This is a genomic window from Secundilactobacillus sp. MJ173, from assembly GCF_059704265.1.
On record NZ_BAAKGN010000005.1, the window covers coordinates 1 to 413 of the forward strand.

Annotated in this window: 1 protein-coding gene; it reads left to right on the plus strand. The window is 44.3% G+C overall.

Going from position 1 to position 413, the window contains the following annotated elements:
• Window positions 1–413, plus strand: a 413-nt coding sequence (locus AC6H04_RS00450; protein WP_497569815.1) for a transposase, incomplete at both ends; no start/stop codon positions are given.

The following is a 413-nucleotide window of genomic DNA, read 5'->3' on the forward strand; positions in this document are numbered from 1 at the left end:
AACCGTGTACGGCGTTTAATGCACCAAAATAATATTGAAGCTGCCATTAGGGTTAAACAGCATAATCGTCATCAAGAGCACAAAGAGCAGATTTCAGCGAACCTACTTTATGATTCCCAAACTGGACATGACTTTCATCCCAAACACACTAACGCTGTTTGGGTAACGGATTGTAGTGAACTTCGGTATGGTTCACATTCGCAATATAAGTTGCGTTTGAGTGTGATTAAAGATCTATACGATCACAGTGTGATTGCTTGGCAAGTAGCAGATACCGAGACGGCTGAACTGGTAACGAATACCCTTGATTTAGCCCTACTCCAGCTTAACGGCGTTAAGCCGGAAATGATGCATAGTGATCAGGGGTCCGCTTATACCGGTGGTGCTTACAGCACCGCATTAGCTGGTAATGG